The sequence below is a fragment of the Ensifer sp. GW821-FHT05G01 genome, from assembly GCF_059419585.1.
In genome coordinates this window covers 33192-53120 of the sequence record NZ_JBWKSC010000013.1, presented here as the reverse complement: position 1 = coordinate 53120, position 19929 = coordinate 33192, and the positions used below count along the sequence as shown (strand labels likewise).

Annotated in this window: 19 protein-coding genes; 11 read left to right on the top strand and 8 right to left on the bottom strand. The window is 61.2% G+C overall.

Going from position 1 to position 19929, the window contains the following annotated elements:
- Window positions 1-145 precede the first annotated feature (145 nt).
- Genes AC07UR_RS26595 through AC07UR_RS26585 form a run of 3 tightly spaced genes read right to left on the bottom strand, consistent with a single transcriptional unit; the run spans window position 146 to window position 2376 of the window.
- Window positions 146-1384 (bottom strand): NAD(P)/FAD-dependent oxidoreductase, encoded by a 1239-nt coding sequence (locus tag AC07UR_RS26595; RefSeq protein WP_209789784.1) that lies wholly within the window; start codon window positions 1382-1384, stop codon window positions 146-148.
- A gap of 59 nt (window positions 1385-1443) precedes the next feature.
- Window positions 1444-1764 carry a 2Fe-2S iron-sulfur cluster-binding protein gene (locus tag AC07UR_RS26590; RefSeq protein WP_209789783.1) on the bottom strand — a complete coding sequence of 107 codons (321 nt, stop codon included), beginning with the start codon at window positions 1762-1764 and terminating at the stop codon, window positions 1444-1446.
- A gap of 9 nt (window positions 1765-1773) precedes the next feature.
- Window positions 1774-2376: an MSMEG_1061 family FMN-dependent PPOX-type flavoprotein gene (locus AC07UR_RS26585; RefSeq protein WP_209789782.1), complete on the bottom strand. Its 603-nt coding sequence runs from the start codon at window positions 2374-2376 to the stop codon at window positions 1774-1776.
- A 54-nt stretch (window positions 2377-2430) separates the two neighbouring features.
- Here AC07UR_RS26585 and AC07UR_RS26580 point away from each other — a divergent pair, with 54 nt between their 5' ends.
- Together AC07UR_RS26580 and AC07UR_RS26575 are read left to right on the top strand one after the other, a co-directional pair.
- On the top strand, window positions 2431-3651 hold the full coding sequence (locus AC07UR_RS26580) for a hypothetical protein (protein ID WP_209789781.1): 1221 nt from the start codon (window positions 2431-2433) through the stop codon (window positions 3649-3651).
- Between the two features lie 20 nt (window positions 3652-3671).
- Window positions 3672-3869, top strand: coding sequence for a hypothetical protein (locus AC07UR_RS26575; protein WP_209789780.1), 198 nt, complete (start codon window positions 3672-3674; stop codon window positions 3867-3869).
- 114 nt (window positions 3870-3983) lie between these two features.
- Here the strand turns inward: AC07UR_RS26575 and AC07UR_RS26570 are convergent, their stop codons facing one another.
- Window positions 3984-5417, bottom strand: coding sequence for an aldehyde dehydrogenase family protein (locus tag AC07UR_RS26570; RefSeq protein WP_209789779.1), 1434 nt, complete (start codon window positions 5415-5417; stop codon window positions 3984-3986).
- A 221-nt stretch (window positions 5418-5638) separates the two neighbouring features.
- Here AC07UR_RS26570 and AC07UR_RS26565 point away from each other — a divergent pair, with 221 nt between their 5' ends.
- From AC07UR_RS26565 to AC07UR_RS26530, 8 genes are all read left to right on the top strand, one after another.
- Window positions 5639-6673 (top strand): ABC transporter substrate-binding protein, encoded by a 1035-nt coding sequence (locus AC07UR_RS26565; RefSeq protein WP_173424066.1) that lies wholly within the window; start codon window positions 5639-5641, stop codon window positions 6671-6673.
- A 4-nt stretch (window positions 6674-6677) separates the two neighbouring features.
- The gene (locus AC07UR_RS26560) at window positions 6678-7490 is read left to right on the top strand and encodes an ABC transporter ATP-binding protein (RefSeq protein WP_209789778.1); all 813 of its coding nucleotides are present in this window, start codon (window positions 6678-6680) and stop codon (window positions 7488-7490) included.
- Between the two features lie 62 nt (window positions 7491-7552).
- The gene (locus AC07UR_RS26555; protein ID WP_234941784.1) at window positions 7553-8326 is read left to right on the top strand and encodes an ABC transporter permease; all 774 of its coding nucleotides are present in this window, start codon (window positions 7553-7555) and stop codon (window positions 8324-8326) included.
- A gap of 111 nt (window positions 8327-8437) precedes the next feature.
- Complete coding sequence (locus tag AC07UR_RS26550; RefSeq protein ID WP_209789776.1) at window positions 8438-9793, top strand: FAD-dependent oxidoreductase; 1356 nt, start codon at window positions 8438-8440, stop codon at window positions 9791-9793.
- Window positions 9790-10947, top strand: a complete 1158-nt coding sequence (locus AC07UR_RS26545; RefSeq protein ID WP_209789775.1) for a CaiB/BaiF CoA transferase family protein — start codon at window positions 9790-9792, stop codon at window positions 10945-10947. The genes AC07UR_RS26550 and AC07UR_RS26545 overlap by 4 nt, the downstream gene beginning before the upstream one ends.
- Window positions 10944-11717: an enoyl-CoA hydratase-related protein gene (locus AC07UR_RS26540; RefSeq protein WP_209789774.1), complete on the top strand. Its 774-nt coding sequence runs from the start codon at window positions 10944-10946 to the stop codon at window positions 11715-11717. Before AC07UR_RS26545 ends, AC07UR_RS26540 begins: the two co-directional genes overlap by 4 nt.
- Window positions 11718-11762: 45 nt before the next feature.
- The gene (locus AC07UR_RS26535) at window positions 11763-12686 is read left to right on the top strand and encodes a LysR family transcriptional regulator (protein WP_173424060.1); all 924 of its coding nucleotides are present in this window, start codon (window positions 11763-11765) and stop codon (window positions 12684-12686) included.
- Window positions 12683-14080: an amidohydrolase family protein gene (locus AC07UR_RS26530; protein ID WP_209789773.1), complete on the top strand. Its 1398-nt coding sequence runs from the start codon at window positions 12683-12685 to the stop codon at window positions 14078-14080. The genes AC07UR_RS26535 and AC07UR_RS26530 overlap by 4 nt, the downstream gene beginning before the upstream one ends.
- On the opposite strand, the gene AC07UR_RS26525 is transcribed toward AC07UR_RS26530, so the two are convergent.
- The 4 genes from AC07UR_RS26525 to AC07UR_RS26510 all read right to left on the bottom strand — a co-directional run bounded on the left by AC07UR_RS26525 (window position 14065) and on the right by AC07UR_RS26510 (window position 18230).
- Window positions 14065-14952, bottom strand: coding sequence for a dihydrodipicolinate synthase family protein (locus AC07UR_RS26525; RefSeq protein WP_209789772.1), 888 nt, complete (start codon window positions 14950-14952; stop codon window positions 14065-14067). The genes AC07UR_RS26530 and AC07UR_RS26525 overlap by 16 nt on opposite strands.
- Window positions 14953-14978: 26 nt before the next feature.
- Window positions 14979-15317 (bottom strand): ferredoxin, encoded by a 339-nt coding sequence (fdxA, locus tag AC07UR_RS26520; protein WP_209789771.1) that lies wholly within the window; start codon window positions 15315-15317, stop codon window positions 14979-14981.
- Between the two features lie 429 nt (window positions 15318-15746).
- Window positions 15747-16586: an alkaline phosphatase family protein gene (locus AC07UR_RS26515; protein WP_209790264.1), complete on the bottom strand. Its 840-nt coding sequence runs from the start codon at window positions 16584-16586 to the stop codon at window positions 15747-15749.
- A gap of 60 nt (window positions 16587-16646) precedes the next feature.
- On the bottom strand, window positions 16647-18230 hold the full coding sequence (locus tag AC07UR_RS26510; RefSeq protein ID WP_209789770.1) for an ABC transporter substrate-binding protein: 1584 nt from the start codon (window positions 18228-18230) through the stop codon (window positions 16647-16649).
- A gap of 132 nt (window positions 18231-18362) precedes the next feature.
- Here AC07UR_RS26510 and pdxR point away from each other — a divergent pair, with 132 nt between their 5' ends.
- The gene (gene pdxR, locus AC07UR_RS26505) at window positions 18363-19886 is read left to right on the top strand and encodes a MocR-like pyridoxine biosynthesis transcription factor PdxR (RefSeq protein ID WP_209789769.1); all 1524 of its coding nucleotides are present in this window, start codon (window positions 18363-18365) and stop codon (window positions 19884-19886) included.
- Window positions 19887-19929 lie beyond the last annotated feature (43 nt).

The window sequence follows — 19929 nt, the reverse complement described above, 5'->3', positions numbered from 1 at the left end:
TAGAACCCTTGCGTGCGAGGTCTCATCTCGGCGGCTGCGGCTATAGCACGTCGGCGGACGGTTGCCGATTTGGGCCGACAGCTTTGAAGTCACCGATTGGGCGGGCGTTTTTCCGACTTGTCGGCTCCAGGAGGCGGAAAGCGCTTCATGCAGCCGACGCGGTTATCGAGCGTATATACGCAACAAGATCCAAGCCTTCGTCTTCCAGAACCGCCGCCGGCGGGTTGATGCCGAGCGAAAGCATTCGCCTGCCGCTAACAAACGCCTTTGGATCGTTGATCGCATCGACCGCGATGAATTGTCCCTGTTGGAAATACCACACCGACTTTGCACCGGGACGTGACCCATTGCGAACGAGCGTTCTGTCATATCCGACATTGTAACCAGCGATCTGCAGCTTCAGATCGAACTGATCGGACCAGAACCAAGGCTGCGGCTCATACCGAACACGACCTCCCATGATTGATGTCGCAACCGTCTCGGCTTGGTCCACTGCATTTTGAACGGATTCCAATCGCACCGATCTGCCCTTGTATGAAAACTCCGTGCAGTCACCGGCAGCATAAATCGAGGGATCGGAGGTACAGCCGTACTCATCGACCGATATGCCATTTCCAACCGAAAGTCCGCTTGCTCTGGCCAGCTGGTCGTTTGGAACCACGCCAATGCCGATGATGACAAAGTCCGCCGCGATCTTGGAACCATCTGAAAGTTCCGCGCCAGTCACATGGCCTTGGTCGGAAATGAGGGTCACGAGCCCAGTATTTTCCCGAAACTCAACCCCGTTCGCAACATGCGCAGCACGCACGATGTCTGACGTGTCGCTAGCGGCAACACGCTGCAGAATCCGCGTGCCCAATTCGACCAGAATGACCCTTAAGCCCAAGGAGCGGGCGACCGCCGCCGCCTCGAGGCCCACATAACCTCCGCCGATGATGAGCACACTGCGTTCCGGGCGCATCTCCGCTCGAAGAAGGTCGCAATCGCGTTTATCCCTTACGAGATAAACGCCTTGCAGGTCGCCGCCAACGGCAGAGGGTAGGGACCGAGGCGACGCCCCGGTGGTCAACACCAGACTATCGTAGGCAATTCTGCTGCCATTTTGGAGAACAACGCACTTCTCGCGTCGGTCGATTTCTTCAACCGAGCTGCCGAGGCAAAGGTCGATGTGATTTTCCCTGAACCAGTCTTGGTGCCGAAATAGCAGCGTCTCGAATGCGACATCACCGACCAGGTATTTTTTCGACAGCGGAGGTCGCTGATACGGCGGAACGCTCTCAGAGCCAATCATGGTAATTGGGCGGGTATCACCCTGCGCCCTTAGCTTTGCAGCAACAGCGAAACCCGACTGCCCTGCGCCGACGATCACAAGTCTATTTTCCACTGGATTACTCCGAGCTTTTGGTGAACGGCTGATGCACGCACACCGTTTCCTCACGGCGATTAGCCCTGCACTTCCGGCATTTGAACGCGAAGCCCGTCAAGCTCTGCCCTAAGTACGATCTGGCAAGCCAGGCGGCTTTCCGGCAGCAAACTGTCCGACAGGGAGAGCATATCCGCCTCGTCGTCTGCCGGCGGAGGAAGTCGGTCGAGCCAATGTTGTTCAATGTAGACGTGGCAGGTTCCGCAGCCGCAAGTGCCGCCGCACTCTCCGAGCATGCCGACAATGTCAGCATTCCGGCCAGCGTGCATGAGGTCACCAGCGGCCGGAGCCGTTACCGTTCGTTCTTTGCCACTGGCCTCAACAAACGTGATCTCTATCATATCATTTCCTCAGTAGAGCGTTTTCTGATCACCGACGCGGATCCTTTCGATCATTTCGTCCTTGTTCAGACCCGCGATTTGATCGGCAAGAATTGCGCCGAGTGGCGGAAAATCCTGTCTGGTCGCGAACGTTGCCGGGTTCCAAATTTTCGACCGGATGACCGCTTTCGAGCAGTGGAAGAACACTTCCTTCACATGAAGTCGGACCGCGACTTGCGGCGTCCTGCCCTGTATCGCCAAGAGCTCGAGTTCTTCGCCGACAACCAGATCAGCCTCGCCGTTTATCCGTAAGATTTCCCCCAAGCCCGGCGCGAGGAAAAGACAACCCACCTTCGGGTTGTTCAAAATGTTCTCCATCGTATCGAGCCGGTTGTTTCCGGGTCGGTCTGGAATGAGAAGGGTCGTGGGGTCGATTACTTTGACGAAGCCTTTGGGGTCACCACGCGGAGACACATCCGCACCGTGCAAACCCTGAGTTCCCATGAGGAGGAATGGCGAGAGCGAAATGAAATGAAGGCAGTGCTTGTCGAGCCACGTTAGTTGCTTATTGACGACAAGCGCCTCCGGTTCGGGAAACATCTCGCGCAACTCTGTCCGATCAATCGATCGCATCGCAGTCCTCCCTTTTCGAGCGAGTTCAACGGTGCTGACGATAGCCGAAACCGATTGAATGTCAATAAAACAAAACCATTGTTTTTCTTTATTACGAAAACTGGTGACCAGGGCTATAGGAGGCATGGGCTTGATGCCGAACGGACAAAAGGGTGGGACGAGATGTTTACAGTGATGTGTTCCGGGATGAAGGTCGTGGTTAACCCTCAGGGTGGCCACTTGGAAGACGTCTCAATCAGCGCAGGTGGACGCGTCATGCAGCCCTTGCACCGCGCTCCATGGCGCACCGGCGAAGACACCGGAGGTATTCCGGAGGTTTTTGACGCTGGGGTAGCACCGACGCTTCAAAGCCTCTCAGGCGACTTTTTCTGCGCACCGTTTGGCGCGGACGATATTACCGACACGCCGGAACATGGTCTTCCAGCAAACGGGATCTGGCTATACGAGCAAGGGATCAACCATGAAGATGGGGGAGTGACCGCCATCTTCAGGTTGAGAGAGCCGATACTCGGCGCGAAATTGTTCAAGCAGATTACCCTTCGGCCGGGTCATCCGGTCGTCTATCAACGACACAGGTTCATCGGTGGCTGTGGCGCCCTGTCCGTAGCGCACCACCCCATGCTCCGCATCTCAGAAGGCGCGAAGCTGACTTTCTCGAAAAAAGCCTTCGGTGCCACGCCAGAAAATGCCGTCGAGACTGACGCTTCACGCGGATTCTCGGCTCTAAGATACCCTCAGGAATTCGACAGCCTGTCTAGCGTCGAGCTTCAGGGGGGAGGGTGCCAGGATCTAACCGTCCAGCCTGGTCCTCCGAATGCGGAGGATTTTCTGATCCTTGCTGAGGAGAAGGGCTCAAAGCTGGGTTGGACTGCTGCCGTACTTCCAACGGCAGGGTACATCTACTTCGCCGTACGTGACCCAAACGTGCTCCCGTTCACCATGCTCTGGATGAGCAACGGCGGACGAAAGTATCCACCTTTCTCCGGCAGGCATAAGGGCGTCATCGGCCTGGAAGAAGGATGCACGTTCTTTGGCGCCGGAAATGGTCCCTCCACTCGCAGGAATTGGCTCAACGACCGTGGATACAAGACGGCGATCACGTTGAACCCCCATGGCGACACCGTTGTTGATTTCGCGTTCGGAGCGATACCGTTGCCCGAGGGGTGGACTGAAGTGATGGACATATCGGTGACGGAACGAGAGCTCGTCTTGGTTTCTCCGCAACTGCAGCGGGAGCGAGTTCCATTCAGGCGAGAGTGGCTGTCGACCCTGTGAACAGCACTAGATCTTTGCCAATGCCCGGGCGCAGCGATGCGCATCTTGGCATTGCCGTCGAAGCCGTTCCGTTCAAGGAAATCGCTGATGTGACGGGGCGCCAGCTCGGCCTCCCGGCATTGCTTCGGCTGCAAGAGCGCTTCGGCTCATTCACCAACTCTGCAGCGGCAAACATGGCGGCACCCGGCGCCAAAACCCGATCGCTTCTCGGCTTGTAGCCGGGCGGTCCGGGGCTGATCGCCGATCTCGATCAGCCCGCCTACTTCCTGGGTTGAAGCTCGGTCGCAGGACTCTGGACGTCAGTCAACTGACGCCGCGGGAGTGACCTGCCGTTACGTCAATGTGTATGCCGTCTTGACGGTTGTGTAGAATTCGGCGGCATAGCGACCCTGCTCGCGCGAGCCATGGGAGGAGCCCTTGCGGCCGCCGAAGGGCACGTGGAAATCGACGCCGGCGGTCGGCAGGTTGACCATCACCATGCCGGCCTCGGCATTGCGTTTGAAATGCGTCGCGTGTTTCAGGCTGGTGGTGGCAATGCCCGACGACAGGCCGAACGGCGTGTCGTTGGCAACGGCAAGCGCCTCGTCATAGTTCTTCACCCGGATCACCGAAGCGACCGGTCCGAAGATCTCTTCTTGGCTGATGCGCATCTGGTTGGTCGCCTCGGTAAACAGCGCCGGCTGCAGGTAGAAGCCGGGCGTGTCGCGCTTCAGGAGTTCGCCGCCGAAGGCGAGTTTCGCGCCTTCCTGTTTGCCGATGGCGATATAGTCGGTGTCCTGGTTGAGCTGGCTCTGGTCGACCACCGGGCCGATATGCGTGCCGGCCTTCAAGGCATCGTCGATAACCAGACCCTTCATGCGCTCGCCCATCGCCTGGACGAAGCGGTCGTGAATGCCTTCGGTCACGATCACCCGCGACGACGCGGTGCAGCGCTGGCCGGTGGAGAAGAAGGCGGAGTTGACGGCAGCCTCGACGGCAACAGTGAGATCGGCATCGTCGAGCACCACGAAGGGGTTCTTGCCGCCCATCTCCAGCTGGTACTTGCGATTGTGCTCGACCGAGGCGAGCGCGACGCGTTTGCCGGTCCCGGTCGAGCCGGTGAAGGTGATCGCCTGGACGTCGGGGCTGTCGAGCATCGTCTGGCCGACGACGGAGCCCTTGCCCATGACCAGGTTCAAGACGCCCTTCGGCAGGCCGGCGCGCACGAGGATATCGACGATTGCCCATGAGCAGCCGGGCACCAGTTCGGCCGGCTTGAAGACGATGGTGTTGCCGTAGCAGAGCGCCGGCGCGATCTTCCAGGCGGGAATGGCGATCGGGAAGTTCCAGGGCGTGATGATGCCGACGACGCCGACCGGTTCGCGGGTGATCTCGACGCCGATGTTTGGTCGCACCGAGGGGATGACCTCGCCGGCCAGCCGCAGCGCCTCGCCGGCGAAGAAGTCGAAGATCTGGCCGGCGCGCACGGTCTCGCCGATGCCTTCTGCCAGCGTCTTGCCCTCTTCGCGCGACAACAGCCGACCGAGTTCGTCCTTGCGCGCCAGGATCTCGTCGGCGGTCTTTCGAAGGATGGCGTGGCGCTCGAGAATGCCCGAGCGCGACCAGGCCGGAAAGGCGGCTTTCGCCGCGGCAATCGCGGCCTTCGCATCCTCGGCCGAAGCGCGGGCGTACTCCCCGATCACGTCGTTGGTGTCGGACGGATTGATGTTACGAACCATGTCGTTACCGTCGATCCATTCCCCATCAATCAGGTTGCTGTGCATCATATCTGTCCTCCACGACGGTGAGCGCTTGAAATGTCCGTTCGCTTATCCGACGGGCACGGGCCCCAAACAAAGCACAATCTTTCGAGCCTGCCGTTGCCGAAAAGGCAAAGGCGCGAGAAGTCTGTGTGTTGCCGTATCGGCAACGCTTACCGCGAAAAATTGTGCTTTATGAGATGCCGAATTTCATCATCATCGCTCCCATAACAAGCCAGGGGAACGATATGTCTCATTTCATGATGAACCGCCGGGGTTTCCTTTCCAAAACCGCCGCAGTCGGCGCGATCGCCGCGACCCACAGCCTGATCAACGTCTCGCCAGGCAAGGCTGCCGATCCGGCCACGATCCGGATGCAGCTCGGCTGGCTGCCCTCCAACGGGCTTCTCGGAGAGCTGGTCGCACGCAAGAAGGGTTATTACGCCGAGAGCGGCGTGGAGCTGGAAATCGTACCCGGCGGACCGAATGTCGACGGTGTCGCCGGCGTTGCCGTCGGTCAGTCGACGATCGGGCAGATTTCCTCCAGCCCGTCTGTCATGCTCGCCCGTTCGGCCGGTGCGCCGATCAAGGCATTCGCGGCCGGTTATCAGAAGCATCCTTTTGCCTATTTCTCCCGCAAGGCCAACCCGATCGCCAAGCCGCAGGATATGATCGGCAAGACGATTGCCGCGATCCCGACCTCGGTCATCCTGCTGCGCGCACTTCTCGCCAAGAACGGGATATCGGAGGACCAGGTCAAGATCGTCAACATGGGCTCCGACATGAACCAGTTGGTGACCGGCCAGGCCGATGCCGTCTGTGGGTGGCTGACCAACGTCAATGCGCTGAAGGTCCTGGGCGATGACCGCGTCGACCTGACACTCTGGGACGGTGGCATCCGTCTTTACGCCAACGTCTACTACACGACCGACGACCAGCTGGAAAATCACGCCGACCATCTCGCGGCATTCGTATCGGGTGCGGCACGCGGATGGAACTATGCGCGCGAACACCAGGAGGAGGCGGTCGACATCCTGCTCGAGTCCTATCCGAACCTGGACAAGGCAAGTGAGCTCGAGGCCATAGGGCCGCTGATGAAATTCGTCTTCAACGAAACCACTGCCAAAGTCGGCTGGGGTGGCATGGAGCGGGCAAACTGGGAGGAGCAGATCAAGACCTATGCGGACCTCGGCCAGTTCAAGGGGCCAGTTCCCAATGCGGACGACGTCTATACGATGGCCATCCTCGATGCCACTGCCGACGTCCGCAAGAGCGTAGGATAAGGCGATGCTGGAAACGCTTAACAGACCCAAGCAGGTGTCGACCGGGGCAGTCGGCGGCTCGGCGGTATCGGTGCAGAACCTGCATATCCGCTTCGGCGCGGATGATTCCAGCTTCACCGCGCTGTCGGATGTTTCGGTCGAAATACCGGCCGGTTCTCTGGTGACCATGCTCGGTCCGTCCGGCTGCGGCAAGTCGACGTTGTTGCGCACGGTCGCAGACCTCGTGCATATCAGCGACGGTTCGGTGTCCGTGCACGGCCAGACGCCGCGCAAGGCACGCGAAGGGCGCGATTTTGCCTTCGTCTTCCAGGAAGCAACCTTGTTGCCCTGGCGCAACGTGATCGACAACGTGCGCCTGCCGCTGCTGGTCGGAAAACGCGAGGCGGGCGCGACCTATGCTGATCCGGAGGAATTGATCGCGCTCGTCGGACTGAAGGGGCGCGAGAAGGCGATGCCGCACGAACTTTCGGGCGGCCAGCGCCAGCGCGTGGCAATCGCCCGCGCGCTGGTTACCCGTCCGCGCATCCTGTTGATGGATGAACCGTTCGGTGCACTCGACGAGATCACCCGCGACAAGCTGAACGAGGAGTTGCTGCGGCTCTGGCAGGAAACCGGGACAACGATCCTGTTCGTCACCCACTCGATCCCCGAGGCGGTCTTTCTCGGTCAGCACGTCCTGATGCTTGCGGCGCATCCCGGCCGGGTCAAGGAGTTCATGAAGGTCGACTTGCCCTATCCGCGAACGCTCGCCATGCGTGACACGGTCGAGTTCATCCGCGTGACCGCACACCTGCGTACACTTTTGGGAGAATGTTGATGGCTAATGCCCTTCCTTCGCAAGCGGAAGGCCGCGCTTTGGTCGATGGCCAAAGGTTCAGGATGCTGGACACCATTGCTGCGGCTGGCCTACGTCACTTGCCGGCAACGCTCGCGATCCTCGGCTGCATCCTCTTGTGGCAGTTCGTCGTCTGGGGTTTCTCAGTGCCAACCTTCATGGCGCCAGGGCCAGTCGACGTGATCAAGGCATTCGGCGAGAACGCCGGTGTGCTGTGGTCGAATTTCCTGCCGACGCTGATGGAAGCCGTGCTCGGTTTCATATTCGGCAATGTCGTTGCCGTCCTGCTGGCGGTCTGGTTCGTCCACAGCCCGCTCGCGGAGCGAGCATTCTATCCGATCGCCGTTATCATCAAGTCGATCCCGATCATCGCGCTGGCACCGATCCTGGTGCTGCTTGTCGGCAACGGCATTGCGCCCAAGATCATCATCGCAGGCCTGATCTGCTTCTTCCCGACGCTCGTCAACATGGTGCAGGGCCTGAAGTCGGCGAGCCCGGCAATGCTCGATCTCATGCGCATCCTGTCGGCCAGCAACGCCGAGATCTTCTGGAAGGTTCGGCTTCCAAGTTCGCTGCCCTTCCTTTTCGCCGCGCTGAAGATCGCTGCGACGAGCAGCGTGATGGGGGCCATCGTCGCGGAGTGGATCGGATCGAGCTACGGCCTTGGCGCCCTCATCATCGAGGCGACCTATAATTTCCGGTCGCCGCTGCTCTATGCGACCGTCGTGATCGCCGCCTCGCTTGCCGTGGTTCTCTTCTTCGCGGTCTCATTCGCGGAATCGAAGATCGTCCGCTGGAAGCCGACGACGGACCACTGACCCCAACCCCCTTCCTTGCCGGACCGCTTACCCGGTCCGGCCAACCGATGACGCCGCTGGCTGTGAGCCTTCTCACATTTCGCCGGACACGCCCCCTATGGAGGAAAGACAATGGAAACAATCAGGGAACCCTTGCGCAACGCCAGGATCGTCGACCGCTCGGATGTGGTCGTGGTCGGCGGCGGTCCGGCAGGCATTTCAGCCGCCGTCTCGGCGGCGCGCACCGGCGCCAGCGTCACCCTCATCGAGCGCTATCCCTATGTAGGTGGCCTTGCCGCAGGCGGCATGGTTCTGGTGCTCGACGACATGGTCAATAGCGTTGAAATCACCGTTCGCGGCATCTGTATGGAGATGATCGAGCGGATGAAGACGCTCGGCCTCTGCGTCACCCCGACGGACGGCGACCGTCAACTCGATCTTCGCGATACGCCGGAAGCATGGCGCCGCTGGGCACGCTGGGGACTGTTCGATTTCCACACGCCGTCTGCGCCGCACCCGATCTGCTACGCGGCGGCGTTCGATCCGGATGCCTTCAAACGCGTCTCCTATGACGTCCTGCGCGAATCCGGCGTCAAGCTCAGGACACACAGCTGGTTTTCGTCGGCGATTGTCGAGGATGGCACGATCAAGGGCGTGGTCTGCCAGACCAAGGCCGGGCGCGAAGCCATCATGGGTGACGTGGTTATCGACGCATCCGGCGATCTCGACGTCGCTGCCGACGCCGGCGCCCAGCATACGGACGGCAACTTCATCCTGACGACCGTTTCCCGCTGGGGCGGCATCGACACGGAGGCTGCCGAACGTTTCGAGTTCGAGGAGCCGGAACGGTTCAAGGCACTCGACCACGAGGCCAAGCGCCTGATCGGCGGTTGCTGGTCGTTCTGGTGGCTGAAGACGCCGCTGCCCGGCGTAATCTGGCTGAATTGCCCGCACATGCCGAAGCTTTCCGGCCTCAGCGTCGAAGATTTGACCTATGCGGAACTCGAGGGACGCAGCCGGATCGCCCGCCTGCTCGATTTCGCCCGCGCAAATCTTCCTGGCTTCGAAAATGCCCATGTCATCGACTTCGCGCCGCAGACGGGCGTGCGCCAGTCGCGGCTGCTTCAGGGCGAATATGTCGTCACCAAGGACGACGTGATGAACCGCCGTCACTTCGCCGATACGGTCTGCCGTGGCCGCGACTACTACACGCCCTACCGGGCGATGCTGCCGAAGGAGATCGACCAGTTGATCGTGGCCGGTCGGCACTATTCCGCGACGATCCAGGCGCAGAAGTCGAGCCGCGAGATACCGCCGTGCATGGCGATGGGCGAGGCGGCCGGTGTCGCAGCCACCGTCGCGCTCAACGCCGGCGTAAAGGTCCGTGACGCCGATGTCAGGGCGATCCAGAAGCAGCTGCGCGCCCAGGGTGCCGACCCCGGCGACGTGCCATCCGAAAATGCAACCTATCTGGAGGCCGCAGAATGACGTCTCTTCCCCTCGACGGTATCCGCGTCGTCGATTTCACCCAGGTCATGCTTGGCCCCTGCTGCACGCAAATGCTGGCCGACTATGGAGCCGAAGTCATCAAGGTCGAGAAGGCCAAGATCGGGGATCTTTCGCGCTGGTCGCTCGGGTCTGACCCTGATGGCCTCAACAATCCGGTGTTCTCGTCGCTCAACCGCAACAAGAAGAGCCTGGCGCTCGACCTCAAGCAGGACGAGGCGCGTGCCGCGGTGCGTGCCCTGATCGACACGGCCGACGTGGTGGTCAACAACTTCCGCCCCGATGTGATGGAGCGCATGGGCTTCGGCTACGAAGAGCTGAAGAAAACCAATCCGCGGCTGATCTACGCCGTCGGTACCGGTTTCGGCCTGGAAGGTCCCTATCGGCACAAGGGCGGACAGGACATTCTCGCGCAGGCGCTTTCGGGCGTCATGCGTCGGAAGTCCGACGCGAGCCATCCCTTGTCGATCTATGCGACGCCGCTTGCCGACTATTCGGCCGGAATGCATCTGGTTCAAGGTATCCTGCTAGCGTTGCTGCACCGAGAGAAAACCGGGCAAGGCCAACAGGTTGCGGTCAGTCTTTACAGTTCTATGCTAGCCATGCAGCTGCAGGAGGGCACCACGCACATGATGCGGGAGAAGGACCTGAACTGGGGCGCCTTTCCGCTGACAGGCGTATTCGAAACCACGGACGGTGCCATCGTCATGGTCGGCGCCTTCAAGCCGAACCCGCTCAGGGACATCTGCGTCGCCCTGGAGATCGAGGACCTGTCCTTGCAGCCGCAGTTTGCCGATTTCGACGCCCAGATGCAGCGCCGCCCTGAGCTGCAGCGGATTTTTCGCGAGACCTTCGCGACGAACAGCAGCGCGCATTGGCTTGCCCGGCTCGAAGAGGTCGACATTCTCTGCGCGCCGGTGCGCTCGCTTCCCGAAGCGCTGGCCGACGAGCAGACGGCCATTAACGGCATGATCCTGGAGGCGGGCGAAACCAAGGCTGGTCCCGTGCGCCTAATCGGCTCGCCGATTGCCATGTCCGCCGCGACCGTGGCCGTGCGCATCGCCCCGCCCAGGCTCGGCGAACACAACGACGATATCCTCTCGGCGCTTGCCATCCGTCAGGGAGATGCGGCATGAGCGTCGCGTTTGTCGTGGAGGATCGCGTCGCGCGCGTCACGCTCTGCCGTCCGGAACGGATGAATGCGGTGGACGCGGCGACCGAACGCGATCTGGAGACGATCTGGCAGGAGATTGAAGCGCGCGACGACATCAGTTGCGTTGTGCTGACGGGTGCCGGCGAGCGGGCCTTCTGCGCCGGGGCAGATCTGAAAGGGGCCGAAACGACCGGCCTTGACTACTGGAGCGAGAGCCGACCGAACGGTTTTGGCGGGCTTGCCTTTCGCCGCTCGCTCGATGTTCCCGTTATCGCCAGGGTCAACGGCTATGCGCTCGGTGGCGGCTTCGAGATGGCCCTAGGCTGCGATATCGTCGTCGCCTCGACGACGGCAGCCTTCGGCCTACCGGAGGCCCGCGTCGGGCGCCTGCCGCTCGACGGGGGCATGGTCCTGTTGCAACGGCGGATCCCGCACAATCTCGCGATGGGCGTGCTGCTGACGGGTCGGCGGTTCTCCGCTGCCGAGATGCAAGGGTTTGGCATCGTCAACGAGGTCGCCGAACCGGGAGAACTCGACGCCGCCGTCGCGCGCTGGACAGATGAAATCGTCGCCTGTGCGCCCCTTTCGCTCAGGGCGATCAAACAGACGGTCAATCGCACCGAGCATCTTTCGCCCGCCGAGGCTCAAGCGCTACGTACGCCCGCGCTTGTAAGGGCGCTGAAAAGCGAGGACGCTCTGGAAGGTGTCAGCGCGTTCCAGCAGAAGCGTGCGCCCGTTTGGAGGGGGCGGTGAGCGTGCTATAGGTCGGTGCCCAGGGGGAGGGAAGGTTCCAATCGAATGCACGCCAGCATCTTGAAATACTTTGTCGCGGTCGCACGGTCCGGCTCCATTCGCAAGGCCTCCGAGGAGCTTCACGTTGCGTCGTCGGCGGTCAGCCGCCAGATCAAGAAACTGGAGGACGAATTGGGCATCGCACTGTTCGAGCGGCTCTCGAACGGCCTGAAGCTGACCGTTGCCGGCGAAAACGTGCTGCGCCACGCCCGCGCCACGCTTGAGAATTTCGACCTTCTGCGCAGTGACCTCGGCGCCTTGCAGGGGAAGAAGACCGGCCGCGTGCAGATGTCCTGCCTCGACAGCCTGGCGATCCAGTTTCTCCCGGACATGGTCAACGCCTTCCACAGCATCCATCCCGGAGTGAGCTTCCATATCCACACCGCCGGCCACGGCAATATCAGCAGCCTGGTCGCGGAAGGCGACGTCGACATGGGGTTGACCTTCGATCTGGCCAGACCCGATGACACGGAGATGCTTTTTCGCGTGCCGATGCCGCTAATGGCGTTCGTCGGGCGCGGCCATCCACTAGCCAGGCAGCGGCAGGTTTCGCTCGCCGAGTGCGCTCAGTACGATCTTCTGCTGCAACTCGACACGCAGCCGATCCGCTCGCTCATCGAAATCGAACTGTCCGTCTTCGAGCGTACCGGGCGACCTTTTGTATCGTCAAACAGCCAGATGATGCTCAAGCCCTTCATGATCTCCGGCAAGGGCGTGGCCTTTTTCACGCCGATCGGTTTCCTGGCGGAGATCAAGGCGGGCGACCTGGTGGCCATACCGCTTTCCGGGTCGCGTCTTCAAAACCTGCACGTCGGAATCCTCGTGCAGCGGCGTCGCCAGCGTACGCACGCGGCCGAGGCGGTCATCGAGTTCGTCGGCGCGGAACTGCAGAGGTTCAGCGATCAGATCATGGAGGCCATCCGCACGTGACCGCAGGAGCGAGCCCCGGACGACTTCTCTTGCGTCCCGGTCATGAGCCTGCACGGCGAGAGACGGATCTCTTGCGGCATCTGCCGGAGAGCGTTTCACCGCCAGCGATCCCGGCCAATGCTCTCCTCATGCCGCCGCCCGTCAACGCCCATGACCACGGCTATGGCATCCGCACCCTCGATTTCGGCAACATTGACGATGCCCTGGAAGTCTGGATCCCTGGCCTTCGGCTGCGCCCCCGAACCGACCCTTACCTCGAAGCGCTCGTGGCGTTTTCACGGCTGGCGCTGACGGGTGTCGGTGCGACCATGCATTGCCACAACTCGCTGAACATCGACCGGCTGGTGGAAGAGGCTGGCGCCGTGATGCGCGCCGCGCGCGATGTAGGCATACGACTTGCGCTCTCCTGTCCGCTGCTGGACCACGACCCTTGGGCCTATGATGGCGGGCCGCAACGGCTGCGACCGTTACTCGCGCCGGCAGACTGGGAAGAGCTCAGCGCTTCGATCCCGAAATATGCGGCGCCCTCGGTCCAGATTGCCGCGGCAGACGCTGTGGGTGCCGCAAACACCAGCCCGCTGATCGATGTCCAGTACGGCCCGATCGGTCCGCAATGGTGTTCCAACGCTTTGCTCGAAAGCATCGCAGAGGCATCAGCGGCAACGGGCAGGCGGATTCATATGCATCTGCTTGAAAGCCCGCGGCAGCGGCAATGGCTGGATCGGCGCTTCCCGCAAGGGGTCGTGCGATACCTCGACGATATCGGCTTCCTCTCGCCGCGCCTCGCGGTCGCCCACGGCGTTCAGTTGCGAACGGATGAACTGGAGCTTCTGGCGGCACGCGGTGTGCAACTCGTTTCCAATCCATCGGCAAACTTGCGCCTGCGTTCGGGCGTGGCGCCGATTGCCGATATGTCCGTGCATGGACCCGCTTTCGCTTTCGGCCTCGACGGGACAGGTTTTGACGATGATCAGGATCTCTGGCGGGAACTGCGCCTTGCGCATCTGCTGCATGGCGGCCAAGACCTGATGCGGGCGTTTACAGCGAAGCAGGTGTTCGACGCAGCGATCCATGTCGGCGCCAAGATCCTGAATGCGCCGGTGAACGAAGACCTGGTGCTCGTAGACTACGGCGCGTTGATCGCCGACAGTCTGACTGACGATCTGGACGAGGCGGAGGTGCTGCTTGCGCGGATGACGGCGGCTCACGCGAAGGGTCTCTACGTCGGCGGACAGGAGGTCATGCGTGATGGAAAGCTGACCCGGATCGACTGTGAGGGCGCCCGGGCAGAACTGCTACAGCAGGCACGTGCCGATCTTCCGCGGCTGACCCGCGAGCGTCAACGTGTGACCAAGCTCGCCGCCGCCACGCGGGCCTATTACTCCGGCTGGTGAACCTGGGTTGCGAGAAGGTCGAGTTTTTCTCGGTGCGCGCCGCCAAGCGAAGGCTGCGGCGGGGCGGCATTCAACCAGACCGGATTTCCGGTTCGCTTGGCGACCAGGTATTTGACGGCCGGGATCAGCGGGTTGGCGGATATCGCATGGCGCAGCCGGAGCACGCGATCCTGCAAGGGAGCATCGCCCTGGCTCTTCCAAAGCTTGGCCGATAGGACCGGGGCGATATTGACGGTCGCGGAAATCGTGCCGGCATAGTTGTCAGCATTGGCATCGGCAAGCGTCGCCTCGTTGCTCGGGAAAACGGCGAAGTTCGGGATCTCCGCCAGCTGACGGGCATAGCCGAGATCGCCGGAGCTGTCCTTGGCACCCTTGACGCGGTCCGGAAACGCTTCGGCAAGTATCGCGGCGAAGGCCGGGGTAAACGTGATGCCGGTCATTTGCGGAAAGTTGTAAAGATAGATCGGGATCGGATTTTTCGCAGTGGCCTGGACGAGCCGCGCAAACCACGAAAAGAGCCCGTCGTCGGAGGCCGGCTTGTAGTAATAGGGCGGCAAGACCAGCGCCGCCGCATAGCCCAGGCGATGGGCAAGCGCTGTGAGCGCGACGGTCGTCTCGATGTCTGGCGTACCGGTGCCAACCATCAGCCGTTTCGTATCGAGCGCCTCGGCAGCGGCCACCATCACGGCCCTGCGCTGCTCGAAAGACAGCGAGTTTGCTTCGCCAGTCGTCCCCAGCACATTCAGGCCATCACAGCCATTGTTCAGGCACCAGCTGGCATGTTCGACAAAGGCTGCGGTATCGATCCGCCCCAGATCGTCGAACGGCGTCGGCACGGCGGCTACAACGCCACCGAATTCGGTCACACACATGTCTCGTTCCTGTCGTTGAGGTGTTGTTATGCTGCTGTTGCGGCTTTCTCGAAGCTGGCCACGAAGGGGTGGTCCAGCACTGTCGAGCACTCCTTGCTCCATCCGCCAGGCGACCCCATTCCCGTAACGTCGGGGCCGAAGAACTCCTTGTTGACGGTGATGAAATGGCGCTGTGTCTCGGAGATTTCCTGGTCCCAGACAATGGCATCAACGGGACAGATCGACAGGCAGAGCCCGCAGTTTATGCATTCGTCTGGATGGATGTAGTAGGTGCGTCCACCCTCGTAGATGCAGTCGACAGGACAGGCCGCGGTGCAGTCGCCGTCTTTCACGTCGATGCAGGGCTCCGTAATGACATAGGCCATCTTGCTTGCCTCTGATGAGTTGCTTGCAAGCGCAATGTTTCAGAGTTTCTCCGGGCGAAGAAGCATAGATATTCGCAACAGACGTTGCCGAAAAGGCAACGTTTGGCGGCTGTCGGCCGCAATCGGTTCAACGTTTCGTTCGCCCTTGCTTGCGCCACGTTCGCTTAAAATTCCGGCGTGGTGGTCTCGTCACGCTATCCTGACCGTGGTTGGGCCCGACGCGACAGCCTATGCGGATGCGGATGCGCTCTTTTGGTGTCAAATGTCAAAGCTGGTTAGATGCGCGACGCTGTCAGCCAGTTATTAACGCAGCACTGGCACGGACGATCCGTCCTGGCATTTCGAGCAGACGGGCGGCAACGACGATACCGTCACGGCGACACAGGCTCGTTCACTCCGTAGGCCCAAAATCGGTAGGCAGTGATCTGTCTAAGCTAAAAACGGCTTCGACTTCATGCTCTCGGGGAGGTCCACCCCTAGGCGCGACAGCACTGTCGGCGCGAGCTGCAATTGGTGCAGGAGCGTGTCGGCGGGCGGACCTTCGCCGCCACCGAACCAATAGAATGCGAAGTCCTGCATTTCTTCATCGGCGCCGCCATGATGTCCCCGGTTGGTCTGGCCGTGATCGGCCGTTACGATGACCTCGTAGCCTTTCCCACGCCAGCGGGGCAGGAATGCCGCGAGCTGTGCGTCAATGGTGAAGCAAGCATGGTCCATCTGCGAACAATCGTGGCCGAAGCGATGCCCCATGCTGTCGAGCGTGCAGGTGTGCAGAATACCGTAGTCTATCGCATGGCGCTCGGTCAGCATGGTTAGCGTCGCGAAGAGGTCTAGATCGCTGGGCGTCATCTGGTTCTGATGATTGTACCCCGCCATGGTGTGGAAGCGGCCATGATGAATGGGGCCTTGCGCATCGTCATATTCGATGTCGCGCACCATGTCGAAGGGCGCGCGCTGAAAGAAGGTCGACCAGAAGGAATGGGTTACGGCGCCCGTCTTGCCACCGGCCTTGGCCACCTCGGAGAAAATGTCGGGTTGCTCGACGCGAAACAGCGTTTCATTCGAAAGAACGCCATGGACCTGCGGTGGCACACCGGTATGGATCGAAGCGTAGCAGGAGGCGGACGTGGAGGGCAGAACCGAGCGCATCTTCCACACGCGGGCCTCGCCGGCCTCTACCCAGCCTTCCAGATTGCCCATCAGCCGGCGCGCGTTGCGCCAAGGCTGGCCGTCAAGGATGATCAGCAGAAGTTTGTTGCGAAGCGGCATTTCGGTGTCCTTGGCGTGGCGCGCCGCCATCAGGGCGGCGCGTTTGATCCGGGTGCTCGATCAGGCGCTGAGCCAGCAGCGCAACGGCGCGTCGCCGTTCATGAGCTCTCCGGCGGGATTGTCCACCCAGCCCTGGATGCTCTCGCCAACGCCGTCGATGAAGTCATTGAACATCGGCGCGATCAGGCCGCCTTCGTCGCGCATCATTTCCGACATGTCGCGATACATCGCCCGCCGCTTTGCCTCATCCAGTTCCGCGCGCGCGGCGACGACCAGCTTATCGAAGGTCTCGTTCTTGAACCGAGTGTCGTTCCAGTCCGCTGACGAGATGTAGCCGGTCGAGTACATCTGATCCTGCGTCGGTCGGCCACCCCAGTAAGACGTCGCGAAGGGCTGGACATTCCAGACGTTCGACCAGTAGCCGTCGCCCGGCTCGCGTTTGACCTCGATATCGATACCGGCCTTGCGTGCACTTTCCTGGTACAGCACCGCGGCATCAACCGCGCCGGGAAACGCCACGTCCGACGTGCGCAGCACGATGCCGCTGCCGTGTCCGGACTTCTTGAAATGGAACGCGGCTTTGTCGGGGTCGTAGGTCCGCTGCTCGATTTCCTCGTAAAGCGGATAGGCCTTGTTGATCGGCGCATCATTGCCGACCGAGCCATAGCCGTGCAGGATGCGCGCAATCATCGTCTCCCGATCCATCGCGTATTTGAGCGCGAGGCGCAGGTCCTTGTTGTTAAAGGGGGCGGTGTCACAGAACATGTTGAAGGGATAAAAGCCGCGGCCGGACACGTTGCGGATGGTCACCCGCGGCATGGTCTTGAGCAGCGCGACGGTTTTCGGCTCGATCCGGTTGATCATGTGCACCTGGCCGCTCTGCAGGGCGGCGATGCGCGCCGTCGCGTCGTTGATGACGACAACTTCCACCTGCTCGGCGAAGCCGACCGTTTCGCTGGCCCAATAGCCTTCAAAGCGGGTCGCATTGTAGCGCACGCCCGCCTCTCGGTCGGCCAGCTTGTAGGGGCCGGTGCCAATCGCCGCCTCGGGATTGTCCTTGCCGCCATTTGGCTGGATCACCAGATGATAGTCGATCATCAGGAACGGCATGTCGGCGTTGGCTTCCTTCAGCGTGAAGACGACGGTCTCTCCGTCCGCCTTGACGGTCTCGATCCCCTTGAGAATACCGAGCGCCCCTGACTTTGCGCTTTCGTCCGAATGCCGTTCGATGGTCGCAACCACGTCTTCGGGTGTCAGCGTCTTGCCGTCGTGGAACTGCACGCCCTTGCGGATCTTGAAGGTCCAGGTTTTAGCGTCGGACGAGGCGCTCCATTCTTCGGCAAGAACGGGTATTGGCGAACCATCCGGCGCCAGCCAGACGAGGGTCTCGCCCCACAGATGATTGATCATCGCCGCGACCTGATTGTTCGCAAGGCCTGGGTCGAGGCTGTCGGTGGATGCACCGCCCTGCATGCCGATCTTGATCGTTCCGCCGCGCACCGGCCCCTCGGCCCTGACGGCTGTCGACAGCAAGGATCCCGCCGCAACGATGCTAACCCCGAACGCAGCACTGCGCCCGAGAAAGTCGCGGCGCGACATCCGGCCCTTCGCAACGAGGCCGGAAAGATATTTGAGTTCATCCATCGATAGTCCCCCGATACGGCCGAACTGGCCTGGCCCGCGGTTCGCCCAGCGGCGCCTTTGCTTGACCCGACGGATATTAATCGCCAAGAATGCTGCATACATGTCCAGAAATGGCAAAAATGACCAGTCCACTTGTCATCGCTGGGACACACCCCATGGAGGCGCGCCATCGCCCGCACGATCGACGGATCCAGCCTGGACGGATTGATACTCGAAGCCGACAGCGCACGACCTCTGTACCTCCAGCTCTACGACGGCTTGCGGGAGATGATCCTGTCGGGCGCGCTTCCCGGCGGGATGCGCATCCCTTCGTCACGCGTCCTGTCGGAAAGTCTCGGCATCTCCCGCTTCACGGTGGTGACCGCACTCGACCAGCTTGTCGCGGAAGGCTATCTCAATTCTGCGCGCGGCAGCGGCACCTATGTGGAGACGGTTCCTCGACGCCAACAGGGCAGTCCGAACACACCTTCAGAACGCGACGTCGCAACGCCGGACCGGTTCGAAAACCTGCTGTCGAAGCGTGGGCAGGCACTGACATGGCGCACGTCCCTGACCCTCAATGACGGGTCGCAACTTCTGCACATGGCGACCCCCGATCACCGGCTGTTTCCGGTGCAAATCTGGTCTCAGCTGACGAAAGAGGTCTATGCGCAAGGCGATTTCCGGATCGTCAATTATCGGGAGATCCTGCGTCCATCCCTGCTCGAAGAGCAGATCGCCCGGCATATCGCCGTCAGCCGCGGCATCCGATGCGAGCCAGAAGAAGTGGTGACCACGCTCGGTGCGCATCATGCCGTCACGCTTTTGGCCGAGCTGCTGCTCGACCCCGGCGACACCGTTGCTTTCGAGGAACCCGGGATGGCGGCAATCAGGTCGATTTTCCAGTCGTCCGGTTGCAAGATCGAGCCAATGTATGTCGATGCGTCGGGGCCGGACCCGCATACGGTTGCCAGCCGCGACGTCAAGCTCGCCTTCGTCACGGCTGCCAAGCAGCAGCCGATGACGATCGCTATGCCGATGAAGCGAAAGCTGGAACTGCTGCACTGGGCGGCCGACCGCGAGACGCTTATCATCGAGGACGATCTGGGTAGCGAATTTCGCTATCGGGGTGGACCGATCCCACCGCTGAAAGCGCTCGATCAGGCGGGCCAGGTCATTTATGTCGGTGCCTTCAGCATGACGCTGCTGCAATCCCTCCGCGTCGGTTACATGATCATGCCAAGGGCGCTTGCGGAAAAATGCCGCCGGCTGATCCAGGTTCGCTACAGGGCGTTGCCGCAATTCACCGAACAGATCGTCGGCCGCCTTATCGAGGACGGCCATTATGTTCGCCACCTACATCGGATGCGCCGGATCTACGCCAAGCGCCAGAACTTCCTTCTACAAATTCTGCGTTCCGATTTTGCCGACATCTTCGAGCCGCCCGAGTTCGCATCGGGCTTCTACAATCTCTGTTATTTCAGGGACCAGTCGGTGGATGAGGATGCCGTGCTGATCCGTTGCCGCCACCACAATCTCGGCGTCGAACAACTGTCCTACTACTACGCAAACCGGACATCGCCGCGGAAGGCCCTTCTAGTCGGCTTCGCCGCATCGACCGAGGATGAAATTGAATTCGCAACGAAATTGCTGAGGCGCTGTTTGGATGCGACATAACGGCGTCGTGAACACGGCCCATGCCTTTCGGCGCGGATCGAGC

Coding starts and splice junctions, on each gene's coding strand:
- AC07UR_RS26590 (WP_209789783.1), bottom strand. CDS start 1,764: ATGATAGAGATCACGTTTGTTGAGGCCAGTGGCAAAGAACGAACGGTA.
- AC07UR_RS26585 (WP_209789782.1), bottom strand. CDS start 2,376: ATGCGATCGATTGATCGGACAGAGTTGCGCGAGATGTTTCCCGAACCG.
- AC07UR_RS26575 (WP_209789780.1), top strand. CDS start 3,672: ATGCCCGGGCGCAGCGATGCGCATCTTGGCATTGCCGTCGAAGCCGTT.
- AC07UR_RS26570 (WP_209789779.1), bottom strand. CDS start 5,417: ATGATGCACAGCAACCTGATTGATGGGGAATGGATCGACGGTAACGAC.
- AC07UR_RS26565 (WP_173424066.1), top strand. CDS start 5,639: ATGTCTCATTTCATGATGAACCGCCGGGGTTTCCTTTCCAAAACCGCC.
- AC07UR_RS26560 (WP_209789778.1), top strand. CDS start 6,678: ATGCTGGAAACGCTTAACAGACCCAAGCAGGTGTCGACCGGGGCAGTC.
- AC07UR_RS26555 (WP_234941784.1), top strand. CDS start 7,553: ATGCTGGACACCATTGCTGCGGCTGGCCTACGTCACTTGCCGGCAACG.
- AC07UR_RS26550 (WP_209789776.1), top strand. CDS start 8,438: ATGGAAACAATCAGGGAACCCTTGCGCAACGCCAGGATCGTCGACCGC.
- AC07UR_RS26545 (WP_209789775.1), top strand. CDS start 9,790: ATGACGTCTCTTCCCCTCGACGGTATCCGCGTCGTCGATTTCACCCAG.
- AC07UR_RS26540 (WP_209789774.1), top strand. CDS start 10,944: ATGAGCGTCGCGTTTGTCGTGGAGGATCGCGTCGCGCGCGTCACGCTC.
- AC07UR_RS26535 (WP_173424060.1), top strand. CDS start 11,763: ATGCACGCCAGCATCTTGAAATACTTTGTCGCGGTCGCACGGTCCGGC.
- AC07UR_RS26525 (WP_209789772.1), bottom strand. CDS start 14,952: ATGTGTGTGACCGAATTCGGTGGCGTTGTAGCCGCCGTGCCGACGCCG.
- fdxA (WP_209789771.1), bottom strand. CDS start 15,317: ATGGCCTATGTCATTACGGAGCCCTGCATCGACGTGAAAGACGGCGAC.
- AC07UR_RS26515 (WP_209790264.1), bottom strand. CDS start 16,586: ATGCCGCTTCGCAACAAACTTCTGCTGATCATCCTTGACGGCCAGCCT.
- AC07UR_RS26510 (WP_209789770.1), bottom strand. CDS start 18,230: ATGGATGAACTCAAATATCTTTCCGGCCTCGTTGCGAAGGGCCGGATG.